Here is a 24,607-nt window from a genome sequence, read left to right as displayed (position 1 = left end):
CGGACAGGGCGGTCATGGATGGGTCAGGAAAGGATCAGTCGCTGACGGCGCGGACGACATCCCCTCCCTTCATCACGAAGGCCATGGTTTCGAGCGCGCGGATATCGGTCAGCGGATCGCCCTTCACCGCTACGATGTCCGCCGCCTTGCCGGGAATGATCGAGCCGACCTCCTTGTCCAGCCCGACATGGGTTGCGGCCCACACAGTCGCGGCGCGGATCGCGTCGATCGGCGGCAGGCCTGCCTGCACCATCAGCGCAAATTCGCGGGCATTGTCACCATGGGCGGAAACGCCGGAGTCGGTGCCGAACGCCATGTTGATCCCGGCGGCGCGGGCGCGGCGCACGGCGTCGATCATGAGCGGGCCGACGATCCGCGCCTTTGCCCGAACGTTCGGAGGCATCCATTCGGCCGTTTCCGCCTGCCGCGTGACCGTGTCGCCGGCCAGCAGGGTCGGCACGAGATAGCTGCCCTTCGCCTTGAACAGGCGGATGGATTCGGCATCGAGATAGGTGCCATGTTCGACCGAATCCACGCCGGCGCGCAGGGCGGCATTGACGCCATCCGTGCCATGGGCGTGGGCCGCGACCTTGCGTCCCAGCCTGTGCGCCGTCTCGACGATGGAGAGGAGTTCGGCGTCGCTCATCTGCTGGCCAAGGCCCGCCGCCGTGTCCGACATGACGCCGCCGGTCGAGGCGGTCTTGATGACATCCGCGCCCTGCTGCACTGCCTGCCGCACCGCGCGGGCGCAATCGTCCGCACCCGAACAGAGGGTCGTCGGGCGGAACAGGTCCAGTATTTCCTGCCGATAGCCATGCACGTCGCCATGGCCGCCATGCGCGGCGACGATGCCGGCGGCCAGGATGCGCGGGCCGACGACCTTCTTCTGCGCGATCGCGTCGCGCAGCGCGTTGATCGCTTCGGGGTCGGAGCCGAGATCGGCAACGGTGGTGAAGCCCGCGCGCACGGTGCGCTTGGCATAGACGATGCCGTCGAACGCCTGCGCCGTGGTCGACTTGGTCACGCCGTCCAGCCGGCTGTCGGGACCGGATTGGGAGGTGATATGAACATGGCTGTCGATGAAGCCGGGCAGGACGAAGCCGTCGCGCAGGTCGATCACCTGCCCTTCACCGACGAAGCCATCGCGTATCTCCACGATCCTGCCACCTTCGACCACGATCGTCTTGGTGCTATCGACGCGGCCGCTCGTCGGGTCGGCCAGCAACCGGCCAGCCTGGATATAGATACGCTGCGCCGACGCCTTGTCCTGCGCCAGCGCCGGCGCGACCAACATGCTGGTCGCCAGCACCGTCCATAAAATCCGCTTCATCCTATCCTCCCTGTTCCGTTGGCGTCTCAACCGCCGCAACCGTGGCGCAGCACGGCCCCGGCTTTCGCGCCGCTATGCCTGCCATCCTCGATCGTCACGACACCGTTCACAAGCACCGTGTCGATGCCGGTCGGCGCTGCCGTCGGCTTGTCCCAACTGGCGACATCGTCCAGCCGGTCGAGATCGAAGATGACGATGTCCGCGCGCATGCCGTCGCGGATCAGGCCGCGATCGGTCAGGCCCATGCGCTGGGCCGGCCAGCCGGTCATCTTGCGCACCGCATCTTCCAGCGACAGCACCGGACGGCGCTTCACATATTCGGCGATGATACGCGGAAAAGTGCCATAGGCGCGCGGGTGCGGCAGGCCGAGCGCATCCATCTGGCCGAACGTCTCCGACGCGGCGGCATCGCTGCCGATGCTGACCCATGGCTGGTGCAGGGCGGTTTCGATGTCGCCTTCGGTCATCATGAAATAGAGAGCGACGGACCGGTTGGGCAACCCCTCCAGCAGGATGTCCCATGCCACATCGGCCGGATCGCGCTTCAGTGCGGCGCCGATCTTTTCCAGGCTCTGGCCATGATAGGGCGCATATTTCTGGCTGAACCCATTGGCGAGGATGACATTGCCAAAGCCGCCCGACGCCTGCACCAGATTGGACCAGCCGGGCATCGAACCGGCCGCGACGTCCTTCTTCATCCGTTCCCGCAGCTTGGGGTCTTTCAGCCGCTCGATCCCCTTCTGCACACCATCGGCCCAGACCCAGCTCGGCGCAATGATCTCCAGACCGGTGCCGCCGGCGGTATAGGGATAGAGGTCCGCCGCGACATCGACACCCCGCGCCCGCGCCGCGTTCACGGCCGCGATCGCTTCAGGCATCAGCTTGCCCCAACCTGGTGCGAAGGCGGCCTTGAGGTGGAAGATTTCAACCTTCGCGCCCGATGTTTCGCCGATCTCGATCGCTTCGTTGACGGCCTTCACCAGGTCGCCGCTCTCGTCGCGCATATGGGTGGCGTAGAAGCCGCCGCATTGGGCCGACACCTTTGCCATCGCGATGAGGTCGGCGGTGGTCGAGAAGCTGCTTGGCGGATAGATGAGCGCGCTGGTCACACCGAACGCGCCTGCCTCCATGGCGGTGCGCACTTCCTTGCGCATGACGTCCATTTGCGTCGGCGTCGGGTTGCCTGCGCCATCGCCCATCACCTTCATTCGCGCCTGGGTGGTGGAATAATAGCTGCCGAAATTGACGGAAATGCCCTGCTTCTCAAGCTGGGCGAAATAGGAGGGGATTTGCGCCGCCTCGACCGGCGTCCCGCCTTCACCCGCGATGACGGTGGTGACGCCCATGCGCAGCTTGTTCTCCGCCGCGCCATTCTTCAACAGCACACCGCCCGACTGGTCCATCATGTCGATGAAACCGGGGGAGACATAGCGCCCCTTGGCGTCGATTTCCTTCGCGCCATGGCCACTCACCTGCCCCACCTGCACGACGCGCCCGTCCTTGATCGCGACATCGCCGCGGACCCACGGGTTGCCCGCGCCATCCAGCACCCGGCCGCCCCGGATGACGACATCATAATCGGCCGCCGGCGCATTGGCGAGGAGCAACGACATCGGCAAAAGCGACATGACGCTACAAAGCAAGGCACGCTTCATCTTCATTTCTCCCCTATGTGGCTATCCGATCGATCGCCGCGATCACGATATCGGGCCAGTCGATCTGGATATGATGGCCGGAATCCGGCACGATCTGCTGGCTACCCTGGCTCGACATGGCGGCCGGCATAGACGCGGCTATAGGGTCCGCCGATGCCGTCATGCGAGGCAGCGATCGATCAGCCGGTCGAAGGCGGCACCGCCCCGGATCGGATCGGCAACCGGCATACCCAGCCGCTGGCTTTCCGCCTGCATCAGGGCATGGGCCTGTGTTTCGCCCAGATGCGCGGTGTTGAAGGACAAGCCGGCACAGCGAATGGCGGCATTGGTCCGCGCGCCGATGCGCAGGTTGAGGTCGATCACTTCCTCCACGCTCGGCAGGGCATAGCCGGGCGTGCCCAGCATTTCCGTGCGGCCGGGATGGTGGCAGACGATGATGCAGTCGGGCTGGCTGCCGTGGAGCAGGCCCATCGAAACGGCGGCATAGGCAGGGTGGAAGAGCGACCCCTGCCCCTCGATCACATCCCAATGGTCGGGCGCGGCATCCGGGCTGAGCATTTCAGCCGCGCCCGCCTCGAAATCGGAGACGACCGCGTCCATCGGCACGCCGCCGCCCGCGATCATGATGCCGGTCTGGCCGGTGGCGCGGAAGTCGGTGGCGATGCCTCGGCCAGCAAAGGCGCGCGCGACGGCAAGGGCGGTATATTTCTTGCCCAGCGCGCAGTCGGTTCCCACGGTCAGCAACCGCTTGCCGCTGCGCTTGCGCCCGGTGCCGACCGGGATGTTGCGTGGCGGATGGCGCACGTCGATCAACCGGCGACCGAGCCGCTCCGCCGTTTCCGCCAGAAGCGGGGATTCCGTCAGGCGCATATGCAGGCCGCTGACGATATCCAGCCCGGCTTCCAGCGCCTCGACCAATGCGGGCAGCCAATTGTCTGCCAGCACGCCACCGCTGTTGGCGACGCCGATCAGCAGCGAGCGGGCGCCGGCCCGATACGCCTGCGCCGGGGTCAAGGCGGGCAGCCCGGTGCTGACGGTCGCGCCCGGCAGTGCATATTCGCCGGCGCATTTGTCCGCCGCCCAGTCGCGCAGGCCAAAGGCCGTCTTGGCAAATCCCGCCTCCACCGTGTCACCCAGGAACAGCAGATAGGGTTGGGGCAGCGATTGGAGGAGCGCTTGCGCGCCGGACGCATGATCTGTTGTCTGAAGAAGCACCTGTCTCACCTGTCAGTGGAGGCGGGCATGGTGGCCGCCTGTATGGCGAATCCCGTCTCATGTCCTGCACCGTTGATGTGACTCATAATATTCTCCATAGGGAGAATATCAAGCTATTAATTCTCTAATCAGAAATTCAATCCCGCCCGATCAAGAGAAAGTCCACTGCGACCTACAGCAGCAATATGGCACTTGCCACCAACACAAGACTCCGGATCTTCGCAAAACGCATGCCGGGCCGCCGCCAGATCAGCCCTGCGTGGCAGAGCGTGGCGCCCGGCAGGCCCGGCAGGATCATCGACGCGACCATCATCCTTGTAGTCGAATGGAAAATAGCGGTCGGCGAAAGCGTCGAACACATGGCTGCGGATCGCGCCGGACAGTGTGTCCGTGGCGGCCGCGTTCATCGACATGCAGAGGCCGACCTTCTCGCCCGGCAGCAGCCAAAGCTGACCATGGAAGGTCAACATGTCGCCGGCATGGGACAGCACGCGCCGGCCATTGATATTCTGCTCATAAAAGCCGAGCGCCATGCCGTTGAGGGCAGGGATCGACTTCAGGATCGGATCGTACACCCGATGCGCCGAACTCGTCGAACGATCGGGCGCCGACATCCGGGATCATCGGGGTCAACTGCTTGTTCAGCAGGTCGGCGGAGGGATAGCTATAATCAGGGCCACCATACGGATGGCCGGCCCCTCCCCCGCCAGGGTGAGGCCATGGGGCGAGGCGGAATTCTCGCAGATGCGCGCCGCGATATTGTCGACACCGGGCCGGGAGGGCCAACTGCCATCCATTTCCGCTTATGTTCGTCCTCGCACCCAACAGGTGGGCGCGTTTTCTGGATTGGTATAGATTTTCCATCCCGTCCTGGGCCTGAAAACAGGACCATTCTCCCGCCAGTCGCCCGGCAACGCAAATTTTCCTATCAGGACATATTTTCGATGGTCGAACGGAGCGCTGTCGGGCAAAGCGCGTTCGACCAATGCCACGATCAGGCGAACAATGCGGAACAGGGCGCGGAACAGGGCAACGCATTGCGTATTCCGGCACGGCAATGCTAGATTATATCGGGTTTTCCGAACAGGACATCATGGTCCGTTCGCGCAGGGTAATATAGGAGCGAGTTGAATGGCAGGCGGTCGACGGACCCTGGGCGCGGTGATCACGGACCTGCGCACCCGCAATGGCTGGACGCTGAAGGAAATGAGCCAGCGGTGCGGCATACCGGTGTCCACCCTGTCGAAGGTGGAGCATGACCGGCTGTCGCTGACCTATGACAAGCTGCTGCAACTCAGCGAGCGGCTGAACATCAGCATTGCCGACCTGTTCGTAGAGGCCGATACCGCCCAGCCCACGGCGATCATGGGCCGGCGCAGCGTCGGGACGATCGACAATGCCGTGCGCGTCGACACATCCAATTATGAATATTATTATCTCTGCACCGAATTGCGGCAGAAGCGGATGGTGCCTGTCGTCACCCGCATCCATGCCCAGACGATCGAGGAATTCGGCCAGCTCGTCCGCCATTCGGGCGAAGAGTTCATCTATGTCGTGGAAGGCGCGATCATCGTCCACACGGAATTTTACGACCCGATCGAGCTGAAGGCCGGGGAATCCATCTATATCGATTCAGGCATGGGGCATGCCTATGTCTGCGCGCCGGGCTTCAAGGAAACACTGACCATCGGCGTCATGTCGAGCGCGGAAGAGGATCTGTCGAACCTGATGCACGACGCCCATCATCATGTGACCCGGAGCGAGGCCAGGAAGCGCGCGCCGCGCAAGGGCTGAAGTCGCGCCTCACGGCTTGACCGGCGTGAACAACAGATCCTGATAGTCATAGCTGAAGTCGGCAATGGGTGAGGCCGGCTTCATCGTCACCCGCTCCACTTTGCCGTCCGCATCCAGGCCAAAGCTGACATAGGCCGGCTCGATCGTCTTGTCGTCGAAACGAGTCAGGAAGCTGTCATATTGGAAATGGGCCAGCCGCCCGCCCATGCGCGGCGTAGAGCGGAAGTCGATGGTCAGCCCCTGTCCGTCCTGCCCAATCACGATGTCGCCATACCAGGGATCGCGATAGGTGCCGGCATAACGGGCGAGCGGCAGAGAGGGCGCGGATTGCACCGGAACGGCCGCCTTCGCCTTATAGGCAGCAAGGCCTTCCGCAATCTTCTTCGCCTTGAAAGCGCGGAATGTCGCTGGCCAGTCCTGCGCCGGCAGGCCAAGATAATGGTCGAGCAGATCGTAGACCAGTCCTTGCACCAGTTCGCCATCCTCGCTGTTGATTTCGATCGCAAATCCGACGTCCTGCTCCGGCATCAACACGACCATCGTCTGAAAACCGAAGACCGCGCCGCCATGCTGGAGGATCTTCGCCCCCCGATAGTCCTGTATTTGCCAGCCCAGCGCATAGCTCATGAATTTGGGCTGGGTCAGCGCCAGTTCGGGCGGTCTGGGCGCGATCGGCATCAGCGTGGCGGGGCGCCACATCTGCTCCGCCTGCGTCGCGCTGTAGAGCTGGCCACCGTCCGGCAGCTTGCCCTTGGCCAGTTGCAGCGCCAGCCACTTGCCCATGTCGACCGGGCTGACCGCCAGCCCGCCCGCTGGCGCGGCGTTGCGAGCCAGACTATCCCGCTCATCCAGCACTTCCTGATCTCCTGCGCCGCGCAGACCCCCATTCATGCGGGCATGGGGCTGGGCACGGTCGGGACTGGCAAAGCGATCGGGATCGTCACTGACCGAATCCGTCATGCCGGCGACCTTGAAGACATGGTTCTTCACATAGGCTTCCCACGTCTGACCGGTGACGGTCTCGATCAACCGGCCCGCGACCATGTAGAGGATATTGTCATAGGCATAACCGCTGCGGAAGCTGGCTGCGGGCTTGATATAGCGCAGGCGGCGCACCGCCTCCGCTCGCGACAGGTTGCTGCGCGGCACGAACAGCAGGTCGCCCGCCCCAAGCCCCAGGCCGGAGCGGTGGACCAGCAGGTCGCGGATGGTCATTTCGCGTGTCACCCAGCTATCCCACATCTGAAAACCGGGCAGATGGTCGATCACCCTGTCGTCCCAGCCAATCCTGCCCTGATCCACCAGGGTTGCCAGTGCCGCCGCCGTCACGGCCTTGCCGGTCGATCCGGTCGCGAAGAGCGTGTGCGGCGTCACAGGATCATTCGATCCCAGTCGCTTGACGCCATAGCCTTTGGCCAGAACAGTCTGGCCCCGCTCCACGATGACGACACCGACGCCGGGCACGCCGACCGCTTTGCGCAATGCCTCGACACGGGCGTCGAAATCGACCGGCGGCGCCGCATGGACGGGCGTGGACGCGAGAGCGAGGGCAATCGACAGGCGTTTCATGCGGCCTCCGCTTGGTGTGTGGACCGCCGCCTTGCCAACCGGACAAGACCGATCGTCAGCAGCGGCAGGACATAGATGGTGAGGAAAATATAGGCCAGCGCACGATAACCGGTAGCGATCAGGGCCACCAGACCCACCCGGTCGGCGACCAGCATGCAGCCCGTCAGGATGAACAGCGCGATGCCAAGGCGGGCCGGATTGCCCAACACCGCACCGCGCCGGATATGCCATGCGCTGGCAATGCGTTCATTGACGGCGTGGACCGCACCGGTGCCGCTTTCCAGCAAGGCTGCGAAAATCATCACCTGGAAGAGAAGATGGAAGGCCGGGCTGCCAAGCTGGCCGAGCAGAAAATCGGATGGCAGCACTTCCTGCGCGATGCCGGGATAGAAGGCGATCATGCAGACGAAGAAGGCTATGGCCGGCGCCATGGCGAGCGGCCCTGCGATCAGACCTGCCACGACGGCATCCCGATCCGACGTCATATGCCGCAGAACCGGCAATATCACGACGGCGCCGATGATATTGTACCCTGCATAGGTGAGGCCGCCCAGCGCCCAGCCATCCGTCGCGGCGGGCACCGCAAAGCCCTGCCCGATCCGGTCGCCGAAACCGGCCAGTGCCAGGATCAGGAACAGCGCATAGACGCCATAGAGCAGAAAGGAGACCCATTTGAATAATATTTCGACCGAGGCATTGCCGAAGGTCGCGAACAGGCCAATGCCCGCCATCAGCGCCAACGTACCCACGATCGGAGCCGCGCCAAATGCCGCCTGCGCTATGGCGCCGGCGGCCGCACCGAACACGGCGAGGATCAGGATGATGAAGAGGAGATAGCCGATTTCGAAGATGAACCAGGCGCGGCCCAGCAGCGCCTCGAAGAAGCTGCGATAGTCGCGCGCGCCGACCATGCGGGCGAAGAGGAAGGTGATAGCGGCGACAATGCTCCAGATCAGCATCGCCAGGATCATGCCGGCAAGCCCGCCCCAGGGGCCGCTCGGCAAGAAGAATTCCGCCAGTTCGCGCCCGGTAGCATAGCCGCCGCCGATGATGACCGCCTTCAGCGCGAAGCCGGGCAACAGGAAACGCTGGAACCAGCTTGCCCCCTTTTCTCTCCCCGCGCCACTCATGCGAGGCAGGCGTCCAGCAACCGGTCGAAGGCCGGACCGCGGCGGATCGGATCGGCGACCGGATAGCCGAGTTCCGCTGACAGGCGATCTATCTCCGCCGCAGCGCCCACGGCATCGAGCGACGCTGTATTGAGGCTGATACCCGCGCAGCGAATGGCCGGATTGGTGAGGCGCCCCATGGCGATGGTCTGTTCGATCACCTGCGCGATGGAGGGCAGGCTGTAGCCGCTGACGCCCAATATTTCCGTGCGACCCACTTCATGGCAGACCACGAAGACATCCGGCTGGCTGCCGTGCAACAGGCCCAGCGATACTGTGGCATAAGCGGGATGGAACAGAGATCCCTGCCCCTCGATCACGTCCCAATGCTCCTTTGGAGCATCGGGACTCAATATCTCGGCCGCACCGGCAAGGAAATCGGATACCACCGAGTCCATCGGCATGCCCGATCCCGCGATCATGATACCGGTCTGGCCACTGGCCCGGAAATCGGCATCGACGCCGCGCGCCCTGAGGCCATCGGCAATGGCAAGGGCGGTATATTTCTTGCCCAGCGCGCAGTCGGTACCCACGGTCAGCAGCCGCTTGCCGCTGCGCTTGCGCCCGGTCGCGATCGGGATGCCGCGCGGGGGCATGCGTATGTCGATCAGCTTGCGCCCCTGCTGCGCCGCGACATGGGCAAGGCGCGGAAAGCTGGCCAGCTTGGCGTGCATGCCGCTGACCAGGTCGAAGCCCTGCTCCAGTGCCTCGACCAGTGCGTCCATCCATTGGTCGGGGATCACGCCGCCAACATTGGCGACGCCGATGACGAGCGCGCGGGCGCCCATGGCCCTGGCCTCCGCCGGTGTCAGTTGCGGCAGGCCGGCGGTCACCGTGCAGCCGGGCAGGCCATATTCGCCGATACACAGGTCCGGCGCCCAGTCCGCCAGCCCGAGCGCGGTCTTTGCGAAGCCGCGTTCCGTCGCATCGCCCAGGAACAGCAAATAGGGGCGGGGCAGGACCAGCATATCCAAGTCAAACCCGCCAGGCTGCATCGTCATCTCTCATTTCCAATTTTGATAATTAGGACACTATGATCCTGATTGGAGAATAATCAACCTATTAATCACTCGAATTACGATCGACACGACGGATCGCGGGGTCGAGCAGCCGAAGCAGAAAGGCAGCGAGACAGGCCAGAACGGCGAGCAGCGCGAAATAGCTGCCATGCGCCATGTGGCTCCACAATGTACCGACCAGACCAGCGCTCAGGCTGCCGGCGAAGATGGTGAGATACCAGGCCGCCACGGTGGTCGCGCCCATTCGTGGTGGCGCGAGGCGGGCGAAGAGGCCAAGGCCCGATGGCAGGATGAACAATTCTCCCACGGTGAAGATAAGGAAGAAGAAGGCGAGCCATATCCAGGGCGCCTGCCCGTCTCCGAAATGCCAGGCGACCAGCGCGAGCAGCACATAGGCGAGGGCGACGAGCAACGCGCCATGCGCCATCCGCCGCGCCGGCGCGGTGTCGCGCCCTGCCTCGGCCCGTCGCCGCCAGAGCGCCAGCAAGGGCGGCGTGAGCAGCATGACCAGCAGGGGATTCAACGACTGGAACCAGGTCATGGGAATGGTGAGACTGCCAAGGGTGCGATCCACTCCGCTGCCGGCCCACAGCGCGACCGTATTGCCGACCTGCTCGTAGGCGCCACGGAATATGGTGACGCACAGGCCCACCGCCGCCAGCACCAGCCAGAGTTGCGCGCCATTGGCGGTCGGTGTCGACACCACGCCATCCGTCGCAGCGATCGGCATGGCACGTTCGGACGGCAGGTGCTTGTGTCCCAGCAGATAGATGGCGAGGCCCGCGAACATGCCGATGCCGGCCGCGCCGAACCCATAGTGCCAGCCATAGAGTTCGCCCAGCGTCCCGCAGATCAGTGGCGCCAGGAAGCCGCCGATATTGATGCCGACATAATAGACATTATAGGCCCAGCCGCGCCGGGAATCGCCGGGCGCGTACAGGTCGTTGATCTGGCTGGGCAGGCTCGGCAGGAACAGGCCGTTGCCTAGCGCGATAGTAGCGAGCGCAAGATAGAAGAGCGGCTCGAACGCCATCATGAAATGGCCCGCCGCCATGATCGAGGCGCCGATCGCGACCGCGCGGCGCTTGCCCAGCCAGCGATCTGCGACCACCCCGCCGACGATCGGGGTGAAATAGGCGCAAGCGGTGTAGGCACCATAGACGAAGGACGCCTGCCCCTGCCCCAGCATCAGTTGCCGGGTCATATAATAGACGAGCAGCGCCCGCATGCCGAAATAGGAAAATTGCTCCCACATGTTGGTGAGGAACAATATGGTCAGTCCCGGCGGCTGGCCGAACCAGCCGCGCGCATCGTGCACAGATTTCACTGATCGAGGGCTCCGGCGAAATTCACGCCGCATCCGCGCTTTGCCGGCCCCACATGCGCTCGTCGCACCATGCCATGCCGTCTTCGTAACGGATGGCGGGATCACGATCCCCGCTCAGGAAAATGGGGCCGTCCAGGTCGCAAATATCGCATAGCTGTCCAAGCAGGAAACTGGGTGCCATGCTGAGCGTGGAGCCGCCCATATTGCCCACCATGACACCCAGGCCGGCCGCTTTCGTCGCCGCGGCGATCATCAACCCCTCGGTCAGACCGCCGCATTTGTCGAGCTTGATATTGACCACATCGAACCGGCCGACCAGCCCCGGCACATCGTCCAGCGTCAGCGCGCTTTCGTCCGCCGCCAGCGGGATGGGCGACCGATAGCCGTCCAGATCGGCCTCCCGCCCGCGCGCCAGAGGCTGCTCGATCAGGGAGACTTTGGCGGTCACCATCGCTGCCACTAAACTGTCCAACTCGTTGATCGCGAAACCCTGATTGGCGTCGACGCCCAGCCAGACATCGGGTCGCGCAGCCCGGATGGCGGCGACGCGGGCCATGTCGAGGTCGAGGTCGCCGGTCAGCTTGATCTTGATCGCACGAACCGGGCCGAAGGCAACCGCAGCCTGCGCCATCTTCGCCGGATCGTCCGCGCCGAGCGTGAAGGTAGTGACGACCGGCTTCGGCGCCTCCAGCCCCGCCAGCGCCCAGATCGGCGTGCCGCTGCGCTTCGCCTCCAATTCCCACAGCGCGGCATCGACCGCATTGCGCGCGCCGCCGGCCGGCAGGATCGCGCGCAGTTCCTCACGGGTCGGCCCGGCCTCGATCGCGGCGCGGGTTCGTTCCAGTTCGGCCAGCATATGGGGCTGGCGATCGTCCAGATAATAGACGCCGTCGCCTTCGCCGCGCCCGCTATAAGTGCCGTCCGACAGGGTCGCGACCACGCAGTCCAGCCCTTCGAACACATAGCCTGAAATACGGAACGGCGCCTTGAAGTCGAGCCGCTGGGCTTGCACGTCGAGGGTCAGAGCGGTGGTCACGATGGAAACTCCTGAAGCAATCGGGCGCAAGCCGCCCTGCGCCCGCGCATCCGATGCGGGCGGAAGAAAAAATCTGTTGAAAAAGTGCAGCCGGGCGACGCCGTCGCGCCCGGCTGCGCCCCGCTATTACCAGTTGGCGCCGAAGCTGATGAGGTGGAAGGCGAGCGCCACCCACAGCATCACGATGGCGGCAAGCAGCAGCAGGATGCTCCACAGCTTGCCGAACCAGCCGCGCCTTGCCTGGAAAGCCAGGTACATGTTCCAGCCGGCCACACCGACGAAGCCGAAGAAGAGGAGCAGGCCCGCAATCTGGTTGAACCAGATCAACCCGGCAGACGTCACGAACTCGCTGGATTTGATCACGACCAGCAGCCAACTGCCGAGCAATGCCAGCACGGCCCATGCACAAGCCGGGACCAGCCGATGCAGGATCAGGGCATGCCCCGCCCGTTCCAGCTTCGCGCCGTAGCGCTTCCGATTGATGGCACCTGCGGGCCAGGCCAAGCCGGTCAGCGCCAGAATGGCCAGCGCCGCGATCGCCAGCGGCTTCAACCAGGCGGTGTCCTTGTACCAGGGCACCGGATCCCAAACCATGATGGGCGCGACCGGGCCGTAGAAGACGCGCGTGACCTTCCCATTTTCGACCCGTGCGGCGAACTGGTCGCCATCTTCGGTCGATTGCCAGATATAGGGCGAAACCTCGACCCATTTGCGCGGCGCGCCACCGATGGTCTTGAAGGCAGGGATCGACAGCTTGCCGTCCTTGTCCGTGCCGACCTCCATCTGGCCGAGGAAGCCCATCATCGCGGCCCAGTTTTCGACTGGCGCACGGCTGCTGGCATAAGTGCCGGCCACCTGCGTCGCATGCGCCTTGGCCGTAGCCAGTTCCTTCGGAAATGCCTTCGGCGCCGGGAAGTAGCGATCGGCAAACTGTTTGAAGAAGCTGTTGCGGATCGGGCCGACAGCCCCTTCCTTCCCCATGCTGTTGAGCGAAATATAGATGCCGACATTCTTGCTCGGGAAGAGGGTCAGGTCGGAATGGAACCAGCGCGTATCGCCGCCATGGGCGATGGCGCTGATGCCGTTGATCTTCTCCTCATAGAAGCCGAGCATCATATGGTTGAGGCCGGGGAGCGGCTCATTGGCGGGCGAGTGCATCAGCTTCGCCGTTTCGGGCTTGAGCAGCGGGCCACCATTGTCGAGGTGCGCGATCATGAATTTCGCCATGTCGCCCCCGCTGATCGAGGAACTGCCCGCAGGCGCGACCGATACGATCTCGAACGGCTTGGCCTCCCCCGATCCCAATTCATAGCCCCTGGCCATGTGCGGCTGGAGCGCGGCCGGCAGCGGCTGGCGGAAACTCGCATGTTGCATGCCGAGCCGCTGGAAGATGTTGCGTTCGATATAGTCGTCGAACGGCATGCCGCTCACCCGCTGCACGATATAGCCGGCGAGCGCCGTCGCATAATTGGAATAGGCCGGGGTCGAACCAGGCGCGTAGACGCGATGTGGCGTCCAACGCTTCAGGGCGGCTTCCAGCGTCGGGATGCTGTCGCTGTTGCCGATCAGGTCGCGGCCCGCTTCCTCGAAGCCGGCGGTGTGCGTCATGATGTTGCGCAGCGTGATCGGCTTGCCCTGATAGGCCGGGATTTTGAAATCGAGATATTGGTTGACGTCGGCGTCGAGGTTCAGCCTGCCGGCCTCCACCTGCTGCATCACCGCCGTCCAGGTGTAGAGTTTCGACACCGAACCTGGACGGAAGAGCGTGGTCGCAGGATCGACCGGCTTGCGCGCGGCGACATCGGCATAGCCAAAGCCCCGCTGGGTCAGCACCTGTCCGTCCTTGACGATGACGACCACCGCACCCGCGACGTCACCCCGCGCCAGAGCATAGGGCAAAAAGCCGTCGAGCCACGCATCCGCATCCTGCCTGGTCAGCGCATGCTGACCATCGACGGAGGAAGGCAATGGCAACGCCGCGCCGGGTTTGGCCGCCGGTTGCGGCAGCAAGGACGGCGCATCGGCCGGCGCTTGTTGCGCCACGGTAACGCCGCCGGCCAGCGCCAATGCGCCGGCGGCCAGATATTTCATCCATCGCATGATGCTGCGCCCTTTCCTGTTCATCCTGTTGCCAGATCGTCCCGTCATCGTCGCGCCCATGCGCCAAGAATTCGCCGTTCGGAAAGATGGATGTGGCAAGCACATGGTCATATCTTTCCTTTAGAGCCGGACGGTGACAGGCAAGGGGCATGCCACCGTCCGGGTCGCCGTCGAGCGATCAGAAGTTCAGTTTCACGCCGCCGGAGAAATAGCGGCCGATCACGTCGTAATTGGCGTTGGTATATTGCGACATCGGCGGATCGCGATCGAACAGATTGTTGACGTTGCCGAACAAGGTGAAAGCCCCGACCTTGAAGCGGACGGCAAGGTCGACATAAGTGCGACCACCGATATCGTTATTGAGCGGTAACTGGCCATTGGGTCCGGGAACATAGGTATATTTGCCGCCACTGACATGACGCACGCGCAGGTCTGTGCCGAAATGCGCGTCATCATAGCCGACCGAGGTCGTGACACGCCATTTGGGCGTGGAGAAGAGCGTGTCGCCGCCGACGATGCCCGCACGATCGGTCGTGGTGACACCATCGTCGATCAGCAATTCCATGACATGGGTGGCCAGTGAGCGCACGGTCACCCGTCCGGCTCCCACCGGCACCTGATAGGCCGCCTCGATATCCAGCCCCTTGGTCTTGTATTGGGCCAGGTTGCGATAGGTGCGCAGCACGGACACAAGACCGCCATTGGCATCGCGCTCCAGCAGGCCGCCGCACAGATTGTCGTTGGGATTTTGCGCTGCGCACAGGTTCAGAACGTCCTGCGGGGCCAGCGTCACAATCACGCCGTCGATCTTGATCTTGTAGAAGTCGACCGACAGGCGCAGCCCCGGCACGAAATGCGGCGAATAGGAACCGCCCAGCGTCAATGTGTGTGCGACTTCCGGGTCCAATGCCGGGTTGCCACCGGTATAGCTGAACACGTTCAGCACGACCGAATTGTTGCGAAAAGGATCCTGCATATTGCCGATATTGGTGGCGCGGCCCAGATAATATTCACTGATGCTAGGTGAACGAATGTCGCGCGAATAGACGGCGCGCAGCAACAGGTCGTTGACCAATCGCAATGTACCGCCGGTCTTCCACGACCAGATGCCACCGCTGGTGCTATAGTCGGAATAGCGGGCGGCGCCGTTGACTTCCAGTTTTGCCGTGTCCGCTACGTCGAGCAGCGGGACGGCGACTTCAGCGAAAAATTCTTTCACATTGAAGCCGCCATTGGTCGGCGCATAGTTGAGCGTAGCGAAGGAACGGGCAGCCGACAGGGCATCGACCGAATTGGTGACGAACTCTTCCCAGCGGAAATCACCGCCCACGGCAATATCAATCGGGCCGGCCCAGGTCGAGAAAGGCTGACCGCTGATGCTGAAACCCGCCGCGTCCAGCTTGGTGGTGCTGGTCGAGGAGGCGTCGCCAAAGGCATAGGCGCGACCGGCGTCGCTGATCTTGCCGTTGCCCAAAATGTCGATCGGTACGCAGGCCGCGTCGTCATTGGCCGTGCTGGGGTCCGCATTGACGCGGCAGACCGGGCTGCCGTTGACCAGCACCGCGTCGATCGCCTTGTTGAAGCGGGCGGCGATGCGCTGGTTGCCCAGCACCTGCCGGTTCCGCAGTTCGCCATGGTCATAATAGGCCTTGTAGCTCCAGCCATCGCCGAAACTGCCGTCGAGGCCGATCGCGCCTTCCAGATTGCGGCGGGCATAGTTGAACCGCAACATGCCGTCCGGCCCGACATCGTCCAGGATGCGTCCGAGAATGAAGGGACCAGTGACGCCGGCAGCCGCCAGCTGCGATTGGGCGGTCGCGGTCAGGAAGGCGTTATCCTGCTGGATCACCGAAATCGGCGTTTCCGGGAAGAAGCTGAAGTCGCCGGCCATGCGGTTGTAGCTGCCCTCGGCCCAGATCTTCAGATTGTCGGTCAATTCGTAACTGACCCGGGCGAAGAGATTGGTCCGCTCATAGGGCGTGCTGACGGACAGATAGTCGTAGATGCTCTGGCCGCCGCCGCCGATCGTCTGCTGGCCATAGGTCTCGCTGCCCAACGGCAAGGGACCGACCGACCCGTCGGGATTGAAGACCAGGTTATAAGGGACGGCAGAGGTCCTGAGGATCGAGCCGCCACGATTGAGGATGGTATAGTTCACGTCGGGCGTCAGGACGAGTTGGCCGTCGGCCCGCTGGAACAGGCCTGCGTTGAGGTTCGGCCGGGAACTGCGGTCGAAAGCACCCCGACTCCTGAGATATTCGCCGCCGACCATGATGTGGCCGCGATCGCCCGCGAATTTCGTACCCCAGGCAATGTCGCCGCCGAAGCGATGGCCGTCGCCGCGCGACGAGATGCCGGTATTGGCGCCCATCTTCCAGCCGGTCAGATCATCATCCAGAATGACGTTGACCACGCCGGCGACCGCGCCTGACCCCCAGGCCGCAGAGGCGCCGCCGGTCACGACATCGACCCGCTTGATAAGATTTTGCGGCACGCTGTTGAGGTCGGCGCTGCCGGTGAAGCGGTGCCCGTTGAGCAGGGTCAGCGTGCGCACGGCGGTCAGGCCGCGCAAGTCGGCGGGCGACGCGGCAGCGGTGGTGTTGCCGGTGGTGGTTTCCGGTGTAGCGGTAGGCCGGAATTGGGGAATGTCGTTGAGCGCCTGGGCAAGGCTCGGCCGATCGCCCTGCTGCAATTGCTCCACCCCCAGAACCGTAGTGGGGGTCGGCGCATCGAAGCCCTGCCGCTGGATGCGTGACCCGGTAACGATGATCTCGGATTCCGTGGCCTTTTCCGCCGGCTGCTGCGCCATGGCGGGCGACATACCTGCGATCCCCGCCAACGCGGTGCCCGCAAGCCACAACAAATGGTTGGACTTCATGCTTATACCCCTTTGCACCCATCGAAGGGCGCAGCACGCCAAGGCCGTCCGCTTATAGTTCGCTTAATCCCTGCCCGACGTGACCGCTTCCTTCGATTCAACTGAGGAGGATAAGAACATTAATATACGGACAGTTCAATCCCAAATAAGATAGAATTATCATATCAGAAAATTAATACCGCCGATCAGGTCTGATCGACGGCATCCATATGTTATTTTCCTGCCGTGGCCACCAGATGATAGGTGACATGCGGCTGGGAAGCGAAGGAGATGCGCGGATCGCCCGGCGCGCCATAAAAGAGCAATCGGTCATAGGGGCCGCCGCTTCTCGCACCCGTCACCTGCTCATAGAGCGCCGGTCCGATTTGCTCCCAATGGCTTTTGCGTCCCTGCGCCTCGACCAGCAGGCCATGTGCGCCCTGGAGCGAGAGCTTGAGATCGCCAGCCGGATCTGCGGACTTGGCATAATCGCGGCGGTTGACGCGGTAGGCACCGACCGGCGGCTTGACGCCCGCCTGGGTCCAGCGCACCGCCGGGCTTTGCGGGAAAAGGCGTCCGATGATGGCATCGCTGAGTTCCGTGCGGGCGCCATAGCTGCCCGGCCCGCCCGTCATCGACACGAAGAAGCCGAAATCCGCTTCCGGCGCCAACAATAGATAGCTGTGGAAATCCATGGTGTTGCCACCATGACCGACCAGCCTTGGCCCGGCTTGCCGCGCCACCATGAACCCATGGGCCATGCCCGGCAGCCCCGGCACGTTGGCGATCGAATCACTTTCAAGAAATCGCACCGATTCCGGTTTCAGGATGCGTGCGTCGCCCAAGACGCCATAGCCGAGCATAGCCAGCATGAAGCGGGCCATGTCCGGCGCTGTCGATGCCGCCGATCCAGCCGGCATGATCTTGTCATAGCGTTCATAAGGCTTAGGCTTGAAACGGCCATCGACCAGCGCATAGCCCAGCGCCATATGCGCCGCCCTGTCCCCCGTCAGCGGCTCGCGGAAGGTCGTGGTCGCCATGCCAATCGGTTGGAAGATATGGCGCTCGACATAATCCGGGAACGCTTCGCCCGACACCCGCTCCACGATATATCCGGCCAGAGACGCGCCATAGTTGGAATAGGAAATCTCACCACCTGGCGCCCAGAGACGCTGGGGAATATGGGTCTTGAGGAAGGATTGATAGGTTTCTTCCTTCTCCCACTCTCCCTCCGCATAGGACAGGTCGCTCATGCCCAGCGCGTGGGTGAACAGGTCGCGCACCCGGATCGGCTGGCCCTGAAATGGCGGAATTTCATAATCGAGATAGCGATTTACGTCCGCGTCCAGATCAACCTTGCCGGCCTCCACCTGCTGCATCAGAGCAGCCCAGGTGAACAGCTTCGATACCGACCCCGGTCGGAACAGCGTATGCTGCCCGTCGACGGCAATCCCCTTGTCCACATCGGCAAGGCCATAGCCGCGCGTCATGATCACCTTGCCGCGATAGACGATGGTGATGACCGCGCCCGCCACTTCGCGCTGCGCGATCTGTTGCGCCAATATGCCGTCGATGAAATCGGGGAGTCCGGCCAATTTTACACGGTCGATGGACGCGGGGTTTGTCGCCGTAGCGGGTTTTGCGAACGCTATCGGGATGACCGGGGTCAGCAAGAGCGCGGCTGCCGCGCCGCCAAGGCTCCACTTCCATCGACACCAACGGTCTTGGTCGAGATGCAGCATGCAGAACCCCTAAATATTCTCGTTTTAGATATTATTTCTCTATACAGGATCAATCATTATCGGCAAACTCTTTTCCGATCTGGACAAGGATGGAGTGAGATATGGATGATAGAACGGGTGCTTCGCGGCGTCAGATTCTGGCAGGCGCCGTTGCGGCAACGGCGCTCGCCTTTCCGATGATCAATGGCGGCCTTTATCAGGCGCATGCGGCTTCCCCGCGCCGCTATTCCAGGCGCGTGACCGATCTGGTGAAGGAATCGCTCATCATCGACATGTTGGGACCGCTGACGCTGGACTTCCGCCCCGAAGTCTATGCCGAACCGGTAAGCGAGAAATGGGCCGCCGATTTCCGCGCGAGCGGCATCACCGCCTTCCACAACAGCATCGGCATCGGCGGGCCGGATGCGAAAGCGCAAACCCTGCAATGGCTGCTCGCCTGGACGGGCTTCGTCGCACGCAACCCGCATCTGTTCCAAGGCGTGGGGCTGGGCGCCGATCTGGACCGCGCCAAGGCGGATGGCCGGATGGCCGTCATCATGGGACTGCAAAATAGCGACCATTTCGATACGGTCGAGGATGTGAAGACCTTCTATCAACTGGGCCAGCGCGTGTCGCAGCTGACCTATAACAGCCAGAATCGGATCGGGTCGGGCTGTACCGACCGGATCGACGGCGGCCTGTCGGACTATGGCGTCGCCATCGTGGCGGAGATGAACAAGATCGGCATGCTGGTCGACGTGTCCCATTGCGGCGACAAGACGACGCTGGACGCGATCGCCATGGCCAGCGGGCCGATCGCGATCACGCATAGCAATTGCCGCGCGCTCAACAATCACCCGCGCACCAAGACGGACGAGGCGATCAAGGCGCTGGGCGCCAAGGGCGGCGTCATGGGGATTACCGGCGTGCGCAATTTCCTGACCGCTCAGGAGCCGACGACGATCATCAATCTTGTGGATCAGGTCGATCATGTCGCCAAACTGATCGGCATCGACAAGGTGGGGATCGGATCGGATGCCGACCTTTATGGCTATGACGATATGGAACCGGCATCCTACGCCAAGCTGAAGGCGGCCTATAAGGGCAGCTATGCCTTCCGCGACAAGATCGACACGGACGGATTCGACGATCCGTTGAAAATATATAATCTGGTCGAGGAAATGGCGCGCCGCAATTATTCGGACGCCAATATCCGCGCCGTGCTGGGCGGCAATTTCCGCCGGCTGTTGGGCGCGACCTGGAAATGATGCGCGCAGGTGGCGGGGCCACGCCCCGCCGCCATGTCAGATCGGCAGTTCGTTGGTCGCCTTGATTTCAGACAGTGCGACAGTGGAATTGATTTCCTGCACGCCCGATAATTTGCTCAGTCGCTCGAAGAAGAAGCGTTCATAGGCGTCGATATCCCTGGCGACGATGCGCAGCATGAAATCCATCGTGCCCATCAACACATAAGCCTCCAGCACTTCGGGAAAACCGCGAATGGCGGCACTGAACTCGTCCAGATTGGCGCGGCCATGGGCGTTGAGCTTCACCTGCGCGAAGACCTGGGCATTAAGGCCGACCTTGCGGCGGTCGATCAGCGCGACCCGCTTGCGGATCAGCCCTTCCCGCTCCAGCCGGTCGATGCGGCGCCAGCAGGGGGACGGCGTCAGCCCTACCTTCTCCGCAATCTCCGCCGTCGTCTGGCTGGCATCGCGTTGCAGCTCGCGGAGAATCTTCCGCTCGAAATTGTCGAGTTCGATCATATTATCCTCGATATCGCATATACCCGAACAAATCATTCTTATTCCGCCGAAAATATCCGAAAAATCGGGCAAGATTCTTCTCTGCCGGACGTCGATAAAGGCAGGACATTCCCAAGGAGAAGATCATGGTTGCCCGTCTCGCCCGCCTGAACCCGCCGATGCAATCGGTGCGCCTGCTCGATCCCGAAAGCGGCATGGACGGCGTGATCGCAATTCATTCCACCGCATTGGGGCCGGGGGCTGGCGGATGCCGTTTCTGGCATTATCCCGACCTGGAGGCCGCATTTGACGATGCCTGCCGACTGGCCGAGGGCATGAGCTATAAGAATGCGCTGGCGGGCCTGCCCTTTGGCGGTGCCAAGGCGGTGCTGCGCCGGCCCGAGGGCAGTTTCGACCGTGCCGCCCTGTTTCGCGCCTTCGGCCGTGCGGTCGAGCAACTGGAGGGGCTGTATGTCACCGCGGAGGATGTCGGAACCATGGTTGCCGACATGCGCGAAGTGTCCATGGTGACGCGCCATGTCGCCGGACTGGACCCGTCGGGTGATCAGGCTGGCGGCGATCCGTCGCCCTGGACCGCTCTGGGCGTGTTTGAATCCATGCGGACTGCCGCCCGGCTGACATTGGGGGCCGAATTGTCCGACCTGACCGTCGCGGTGCAGGGCACCGGCAATGTCGGGGCGAGCCTGTGTCGTCAACTGGCCGATGCCGGCGCGCGACTGGTGATTGCCGATATCGACCCGCGCCGTCGCAACGCGCTGGGCGCGGTGCTGAACGCTGCGGTCGTGGATGCCGATGAGATCATGGCGGTGGACGCGGATGTGTTTGCGCCCTGCGCGCTAGGTGGCGCGCTGACGCAGCAGAGCGTGAGCGACATGAAAGCCCGGCTGGTCTGCGGCGCGGCGAACAACCAGTTGGCCACGCCCGACGTCGCCGACCTGATGCTGGAGCGCGGCATCGCCTATGCGCCGGACTATGTCGTCAATGCGGGCGGCATCATCAGCGTATCGGCCGAATATCTGGGCGAGGATCGGGCCAGCGTGGCGGCGCGCGTCGATCAGATCGGCCCGCGCGTGGGCGAGATACTGGACCTTGCCCGGCGCGAGGGTCGTTCGGCCGCCTGGGTGGCGGACGAGATGGCGGAACGGATCATCGCGACGGCCAACCGCCAGGCCGCCTGAGCCGCGTTCACCAGGCCAGCGTCGTGCGGACCATGACCAGACTGTTGCCCCAGCGGCGATAGGCGATGCTGTGGGGCGGCAAGGGCATGACCTTGCTGCCCTTCGGCCAGTGATCGACCAGTTCGATCATCTGCACCTCGACCCGCCCCTTCCCGGCCGCATCCATGGTCAGGCGGACCGGATCGGCGCCGCTGGCATGGAAGGTGACAGGCGTCCAGTCGCCGGCCTTGAGTGTGCCCGGTGCGCTCTGGCCCATGATGCGGACGTCACGCAGGTCCACCGAAGGCTTGAGATAGAGGCGCATGAAGCGGCCGCCATTGCGGTTGGCCGCATCGAGGCTCAGGCGATAAGCCTTGCCCGCACCGCTGGCCGTCAGGGTCAGTTGAGGACGGACGAAAGCCGCCGGCCTTGCCGCGGCGACCCAGTGATCTTCTTTCGCGATCGGCACGATCGAGGCGAATTTCGGATCGCCGCCATCCTGCGTCAGCGCTTGGCGAACCCAGCCGGCGCGGTCCAGCTTGGCGCTGACCCAGTTGGCGCGCCCCTTGTCGAGATCGGCGACATAGAAGGCCTCCACCATGTCCGGATTGTCGGCGGTCGGCGTGCGGGCAAGAATGGCGGCTGCGATGAACAGGGCAAGACCTGCGGCCGTTGTGGTCATGGCCACGACCGGAAGGCCGCGTATGGCCCACAGCAAGGGCACCAGCGCCAGCAGGGTCAGCAGGATGAAAGGCGTGACGACCGCCGGCAGCGAGGCGCCGATCAGCAAAAAGAAGTCATAGCCCGACCGCGCCGTCAGCCCGGCGATCAGCAGGGCAGGCAGGGTGATGGCAACCAGACCCAGCGGGCGCGTGGCCCGATCCGGCGCAAAGAGCAGCAGCGCCAGCGGCGCGCCGAGCAGCAGTAACGGCCAGACCAGCATATGCGCGCCATTGGGCAGCGTGACCTGCATCGCGAGCGCCAGCAGCGCAAGCAGCGTCATGGCGCCCGCGAACCAGCCGGCAAGGGGACGGGGGCGGCGCATGCTGGCCCAGAGCAGCAGTGCCGCGACGATACCGAGGGCGAGCGGGAGTGCGCTGAACGTGCCGAGCAGGGCAGCGACCAGACCCGCCGTCGCCATCAGAAGCGCCGTGCCCCTTGACCGCCCTCGCGCGGCGATGCCCAGCAGCAGCGCGCCGGTGCCGAGGCCGAGCAGGAGCGTGGCGGGGAGCAGCCAGTCGAACTGGCCGATCAGCGCATAGGGCGAGGAAATATTGCGTACCAGCAAGGCCGCAAGCCGGATGGCCAGCATCAGCAGGGTTGCAATGCCGAACAAGATCACGAGCAAGCCGCCCGCTCCGGCCAGCGTGTCGCGCCAGCCGATGCGGCGACGGACAAGGGCTATGCCGGTCATGCCGATGGGCGCGCCGATCGCGACAAGGGCCAGCAACCAGCCGAGCCAGGGCGGATAGACGATGAGAAACTGACCGAACAGGTCGGTGAAGATGCGATCTTCGCCGGTCCGATCGAGCGTGTCGGCATTGGCGAAGCTGCGTACCAGTGGCAGCAACTGGTCGCCCATATGCTGGAGACTGCCGACATCGAGCCGGTCGGGGGTAGACAGCCCGGTGTGATAGGCGACCTGATGCCCGACAAAGGCGAAGTTCATGCCGGCCAGCCCCTTGTCCAGCGCCACCGTGAGGTCGGTGTCGTTGGGCATGCGCTTGTAGACGGTGGCCATCAGCGAGTCGGCGGCCGGCGACGGGATGGTGCGGCGATAGGTGTCGATCAACTGGCGGTTGCCGGCGCTGGTCTGGAACATCAGTGCCTTGCCGCCGTTCCCGCGCGCTTCCAGGTTCAGGACCAGGCCGATATGGTGGCGCAGCGGATCGGTCGCGAAGAAGGCGGAAGCCCCGATCAGCCCGACTTCCTCTCCATCGGTGAAGAGGAAGATGACGGACCGGCGCAGCGGCCCGGTAGCCTTGAGGGCGCGGGCGACTTCCAGCGCGACGGCGACACCGGACGTGTCGTCCCCTGCACCGGGCGAAAGGGCAGCGGTGTCATAATGGGCCATGACCAATATGGCAGGCAATGCCGGATCAGTGCCCCGATAGGTACCGACGATATTGCGCATGCGGCCGGCGGGCGCGATTTCCTTGGTGTAGGGGCGCGCGGAGACGGCATCCTGGGTCCGCAATTGCGGTGCGAGGCCAAGGGCGGTCATCCGCGCCATCAGATAACGGCGCGTATCCGCGATTTCCGGCGATCCGGTTGGATGCGGTCGGGTGGCGATGGCGCGAACGTCGTGCATCGCCCGTTCGGCCGAAAACAGCGTCGCAGGTGCCGTGTCCGGGACCGGTTTCGGCAGGCGATTGGCCAATAGTCCCAAGGCTATACCAGCCACGATGACCAGCAGGACGAGGCACCAACGCGACAACGAGTTGGACAGGTACATCACGGTTTTGCCAGGCTGGTTTTTCTTCATGGATATTAATTGTCTCATTTAAAGAAAAATATCAAATATAGAAAATAGGATATGGCAGTTTCTGGTGGCGGCGCCTTACCGACTCAAACCCTCCAGAGCCTCTGCCGCCGCCGCGAGCGGGCGCATCAGACCGCCGGCGTGGCGCGTGCCGCCGATCGCGTCGGCGGGCAACGCATCGAGCAAGGTCAGCGCATGGGAGAAACTGTCCACCTGCTGGTGCGCGAAATCCGCGTCGAGCCGGTCCAGCCCGCCGTCCGGCAATAGCTGGCAGAGATAGTCGGATACGGGCACCAGCGAGAGGAAGGAGATGCCGCATGGATAGAGCGGCGCCCCTTCGCCAAGAACGATATGGGCCAGGCGCGGGGCGACGATCAGGCGCTTATGTCGCGCCATCATGGCCCCTTCCG

At 63.6% G+C, this 24,607-nt stretch carries 18 protein-coding genes; 3 read left to right on the top strand and 15 right to left on the bottom strand.

Translation table 11 applies throughout. The features are described from left to right. Window positions 1-34: 34 nt before the first annotated feature. From ASE85_RS20590 to ASE85_RS20575, 4 genes are all read right to left on the bottom strand, one after another. Window positions 35-1,330, bottom strand: coding sequence for a metal-dependent hydrolase family protein (locus ASE85_RS20590; protein WP_056693237.1), 1,296 nt, complete (start codon window positions 1,328-1,330; stop codon window positions 35-37). A 26-nt stretch (window positions 1,331-1,356) separates the two neighbouring features. Beyond that, window positions 1,357-2,991, bottom strand: coding sequence for an N-acyl-D-amino-acid deacylase family protein (locus ASE85_RS20585; RefSeq protein WP_235523637.1), 1,635 nt, complete (start codon window positions 2,989-2,991; stop codon window positions 1,357-1,359). A gap of 153 nt (window positions 2,992-3,144) precedes the next feature. Beyond that, window positions 3,145-4,200 carry a DUF1611 domain-containing protein gene (locus ASE85_RS20580; protein WP_056693235.1) on the bottom strand — a complete coding sequence of 352 codons (1,056 nt, stop codon included), beginning with the start codon at window positions 4,198-4,200 and terminating at the stop codon, window positions 3,145-3,147. 128 nt (window positions 4,201-4,328) lie between these two features. Further along, window positions 4,329-4,814 carry a hypothetical protein gene (locus tag ASE85_RS20575; RefSeq protein WP_056693230.1) on the bottom strand — a complete coding sequence of 162 codons (486 nt, stop codon included), beginning with the start codon at window positions 4,812-4,814 and terminating at the stop codon, window positions 4,329-4,331. 517 nt (window positions 4,815-5,331) lie between these two features. Here ASE85_RS20575 and ASE85_RS20570 point away from each other — a divergent pair. Further along, window positions 5,332-5,994 (top strand): helix-turn-helix domain-containing protein, encoded by a 663-nt coding sequence (locus ASE85_RS20570; RefSeq protein ID WP_056693228.1) that lies wholly within the window; start codon window positions 5,332-5,334, stop codon window positions 5,992-5,994. Window positions 5,995-6,003: 9 nt separating this feature from the next. Here ASE85_RS20570 and ASE85_RS20565 read toward each other — a convergent pair whose 3' ends face one another. The 8 genes from ASE85_RS20565 to ASE85_RS20530 form a co-directional block, all read right to left on the bottom strand. Continuing rightward, window positions 6,004-7,563: a serine hydrolase gene (locus tag ASE85_RS20565; protein WP_056693224.1), complete on the bottom strand. Its 1,560-nt coding sequence runs from the start codon at window positions 7,561-7,563 to the stop codon at window positions 6,004-6,006. Then, on the bottom strand, window positions 7,560-8,693 hold the full coding sequence (locus ASE85_RS20560) for a YkvI family membrane protein (RefSeq protein WP_056693222.1): 1,134 nt from the start codon (window positions 8,691-8,693) through the stop codon (window positions 7,560-7,562). Before ASE85_RS20560 ends, ASE85_RS20565 begins: the two co-directional genes overlap by 4 nt. After that, window positions 8,690-9,733: a DUF1611 domain-containing protein gene (locus tag ASE85_RS20555; protein ID WP_082462960.1), complete on the bottom strand. Its 1,044-nt coding sequence runs from the start codon at window positions 9,731-9,733 to the stop codon at window positions 8,690-8,692. Before ASE85_RS20555 ends, ASE85_RS20560 begins: the two co-directional genes overlap by 4 nt. Before the next feature lie 61 nt (window positions 9,734-9,794). Beyond that, window positions 9,795-11,006, bottom strand: a complete 1,212-nt coding sequence (locus ASE85_RS20550) for a peptide MFS transporter (protein ID WP_443018559.1) — start codon at window positions 11,004-11,006, stop codon at window positions 9,795-9,797. A gap of 94 nt (window positions 11,007-11,100) precedes the next feature. Then, window positions 11,101-12,114 carry a dipeptide epimerase gene (locus ASE85_RS20545; protein WP_156358453.1) on the bottom strand — a complete coding sequence of 338 codons (1,014 nt, stop codon included), beginning with the start codon at window positions 12,112-12,114 and terminating at the stop codon, window positions 11,101-11,103. 126 nt (window positions 12,115-12,240) lie between these two features. Continuing rightward, window positions 12,241-14,214, bottom strand: coding sequence for a serine hydrolase domain-containing protein (locus ASE85_RS20540; protein WP_156358452.1), 1,974 nt, complete (start codon window positions 14,212-14,214; stop codon window positions 12,241-12,243). A gap of 178 nt (window positions 14,215-14,392) precedes the next feature. Continuing rightward, a complete protein-coding gene (locus tag ASE85_RS20535; RefSeq protein WP_056693218.1) occupies window positions 14,393-17,092 on the bottom strand; it encodes a TonB-dependent receptor plug domain-containing protein in 2,700 nt (899 codons plus the stop codon). Window positions 17,093-17,304: 212 nt separating this feature from the next. Continuing rightward, a complete protein-coding gene (locus ASE85_RS20530; protein ID WP_056693216.1) occupies window positions 17,305-18,813 on the bottom strand; it encodes a serine hydrolase domain-containing protein in 1,509 nt (502 codons plus the stop codon). 101 nt (window positions 18,814-18,914) lie between these two features. Here ASE85_RS20530 and ASE85_RS20525 point away from each other — a divergent pair, with 101 nt between their 5' ends. Continuing rightward, the gene (locus tag ASE85_RS20525; RefSeq protein ID WP_056693212.1) at window positions 18,915-20,060 is read left to right on the top strand and encodes a dipeptidase; all 1,146 of its coding nucleotides are present in this window, start codon (window positions 18,915-18,917) and stop codon (window positions 20,058-20,060) included. 36 nt (window positions 20,061-20,096) lie between these two features. Here the strand turns inward: ASE85_RS20525 and ASE85_RS20520 are convergent, their stop codons facing one another. Next, the gene (locus ASE85_RS20520; protein WP_056693622.1) at window positions 20,097-20,558 is read right to left on the bottom strand and encodes an Lrp/AsnC family transcriptional regulator; all 462 of its coding nucleotides are present in this window, start codon (window positions 20,556-20,558) and stop codon (window positions 20,097-20,099) included. A gap of 125 nt (window positions 20,559-20,683) precedes the next feature. Between ASE85_RS20520 and ASE85_RS20515 the strand changes: the two genes are divergently transcribed. Further along, window positions 20,684-21,736 carry a Leu/Phe/Val dehydrogenase gene (locus ASE85_RS20515; RefSeq protein ID WP_056693210.1) on the top strand — a complete coding sequence of 351 codons (1,053 nt, stop codon included), beginning with the start codon at window positions 20,684-20,686 and terminating at the stop codon, window positions 21,734-21,736. A gap of 7 nt (window positions 21,737-21,743) precedes the next feature. Here ASE85_RS20515 and ASE85_RS20510 read toward each other — a convergent pair whose 3' ends face one another. Together ASE85_RS20510 and ASE85_RS20505 are read right to left on the bottom strand one after the other, a co-directional pair. Next, entirely contained in the window at window positions 21,744-24,200 is a 2,457-nt protein-coding gene (locus ASE85_RS20510) for a M20/M25/M40 family metallo-hydrolase (RefSeq protein WP_056693208.1), read from the bottom strand. Between the two features lie 75 nt (window positions 24,201-24,275). Further along, complete coding sequence (locus ASE85_RS20505; RefSeq protein WP_056693205.1) at window positions 24,276-24,596, bottom strand: hypothetical protein; 321 nt, start codon at window positions 24,594-24,596, stop codon at window positions 24,276-24,278. Window positions 24,597-24,607 lie beyond the last annotated feature (11 nt).

The sequence above is a fragment of the Sphingobium sp. Leaf26 genome (assembly GCF_001421665.1).
In the GTDB taxonomy this organism is placed as follows: Bacteria; Pseudomonadota; Alphaproteobacteria; order Sphingomonadales; family Sphingomonadaceae; genus Sphingobium.
Note: the sequence above shows the minus strand (reverse complement) of the source record. Positions and strands in the feature narration are given on the sequence as shown.